The 2,500-nt window shown below is 57.8% G+C and carries 2 rRNA genes (1 of these 2 cut by a window edge); both read right to left on the reverse strand.

Annotated features, from left to right (window positions below):
- Positions 1–36: 36 nt before the first annotated feature.
- Positions 37–153, reverse strand: a 5S ribosomal RNA gene (gene rrf / locus H6H00_RS00005).
- Positions 154–292: 139 nt separating this feature from the next.
- A 23S ribosomal RNA gene (locus H6H00_RS00010) occupies positions 293–2,500 on the reverse strand (it continues 909 nt past the right edge of the window).

Below are 2,500 nucleotides of genomic sequence, written 5' to 3' on the forward strand. Positions count from 1 at the left end.
CCCGCCTCACGGCGGGGGGCCCACAAATAGGTTTGATGTCGGCGGCGACCTACTCTCCCACACCCTAACGAGTGCAGTACCATCGGCGCTGGAGGGCTTAGCTTCCGGGTTCGGGATGGGACCGGGCGTTCCCCCTCCGCCATAACCACCGACAACACTATCGAACTAGTGTCGTACCAGGTCCAGCGTATGCAATTAGTGGATGCGACAACACACGAGCATTGTTCCGCAACCCGACCACACAAACGTGTTTGTGTGTTCAGGGTCGCACAGTGGATGCAAACAACTCGTCATGAACAAGCCCTCGGCCTATTAGTACCAGTCAACTCCACCCCTCACAGGGCTTCCATCTCTGGCCTATCAACCCAGTGGTCTGCTGGGGGCCTTAACCACGCAAGGTGGTGGGAGACCTCATCTTGGAACGAGCTTCCCGCTTAGATGCCTTCAGCGGTTATCCCTTCCGAACATAGCCAACCAGCCGTGCCCCTGGCGGGACAACTGGCACACCAGAGGTCCGTCCGTCCCGGTCCTCTCGTACTAGGGACAGCCTTCCTCAAGTCTCCTGCGCGCGCGGCGGATAGGGACCGAACTGTCTCACGACGTTCTAAACCCAGCTCGCGTACCGCTTTAATGGGCGAACAGCCCAACCCTTGGGACCTACTCCAGCCCCAGGATGCGACGAGCCGACATCGAGGTGCCAAACCATGCCGTCGATATGGACTCTTGGGCAAGATCAGCCTGTTATCCCCGGGGTACCTTTTTATCCGTTGAGCGACACCCCTTCCACCAGGTGGTGCCGGATCACTAGTCCCGACTTTCGTCCCTGCTCGACCTGTCGGTCTCACAGTCAAGCTCCCTTGTGCACTTACACTCAACACCTGATTGCCAACCAGGCTGAGGGAACCTTTGGGCGCCTCCGTTACATTTTGGGAGGCAACCGCCCCCAGTTAAACTACCCACCAGGCACTGTCCCTGAACCAGATCATGGCCCGAGGTTGAGACACCCAATTCGACCAGAGTGGTATTTCAACAACGACTCCACAACCACTGGCGTGGCCGCTTCACAGTCTCCCACCTATCCTACACAAGCCGAACCGAGCACCAATACCAAGCTGTAGTAAAGGTCCCGGGGTCTTTCCGTCCTGCCGCGCGTAACGAGCATCTTTACTCGTAGTGCAATTTCGCCGAGTCTGTGGTCGAGACAGCGCCCAAGTCGTTACGCCATTCGTGCAGGTCGGAACTTACCCGACAAGGAATTTCGCTACCTTAGGATGGTTATAGTTACCACCGCCGTTTACTGGCGCTTAAATTCTCCGCTTCGCCCCGAAGGACTAACAGGTCCTCTTAACGTTCCAGCACCGGGCAGGCGTCAGTCCGTATACATCGTCTTGCGACTTCGCACGGACCTGTGTTTTTAGTAAACAGTCGCTTGGGCCTGGTCTCTGCGACCGCCCACCGCTAGCCCGCAAGGAGCTTCACAGCAGACGGTCCTCCTTCTCCCGAAGTTACGGAGGTATTTTGCCGAGTTCCTTAACCACAGTTCACTCGATCGCCTTAGTATTCTCTACCTGACCACCTGTGTCGGTTTGGGGTACGGGCCGCAACAGCACTCGCTAGAGGCTTTTCTCGGCAGCATGGGACCACTCTACTTCGCCTCAATCGGCTACGCGTCACGTCTCACCCTTATATGACAACCGGATTTACCTGGATGTCGGGCTACACGCTTGCACCAGTACTACCATTCACTGGCGGAGCTACCCTCCTGCGTCACCCCATCGCTTGCCTACTACCGGATCGGGTCCCACGCTCCCCCGACAAACCAACCCGAAGGTCAATAAGCGGGTTCGGATGGTTAGCATCACCGGCCTCAGCACGGACGCACTATCACGGGCACGGGAATATCAACCCGTTGTCCATCGACTACGCCTGTCGGCCTCGCCTTAGGTCCCGGCTCACCCTGGGCGGATTAACCTGGCCCAGGAACCCTTGGTCATTCGGCGGCAGAGGTTCTCACTCTGCATTCGCTACTCATGCCTGCATTCTCACTCGCACACCCTCCACGACTGGGTCACCCCGCCGCTTCACTGGATGCACGACGCTCCCCTACCCAACACCACGACTACACCCACAGACTCGAAAGCCGGCAGGCGGATCTCATGTGGTATTGCCACGGCTTCGGCGGTGCGCTTGAGCCCCGCTACATTGTCGGCGCAGGACCACTTGACCAGTGAGCTATTACGCACTCTTTAAAGGGTGGCTGCTTCTAAGCCAACCTCCTGGTTGTCTGGGCGATCCCACATCCTTTCCCACTTAGCGCACGCTTAGGGGCCTTAGCCGGTGATCTGGGCTGTTTCCCTCTCGACTATGAAGCTTATCCCCCACAGTCTCACTGCCGCGCTAGAAATACCGGCATTCGGAGTTTGGTTGAGTTCAGTAAGATTTTGGTCCCCCTAGCCCATCCAGTGCTCTACCTCCGGCATCCACCACGCGACGCTGCACC

The sequence above is a fragment of the Pseudonocardia petroleophila genome (assembly GCF_014235185.1).
GTDB lineage: Bacteria > Actinomycetota > Actinomycetes > Mycobacteriales > Pseudonocardiaceae > Pseudonocardia > Pseudonocardia petroleophila.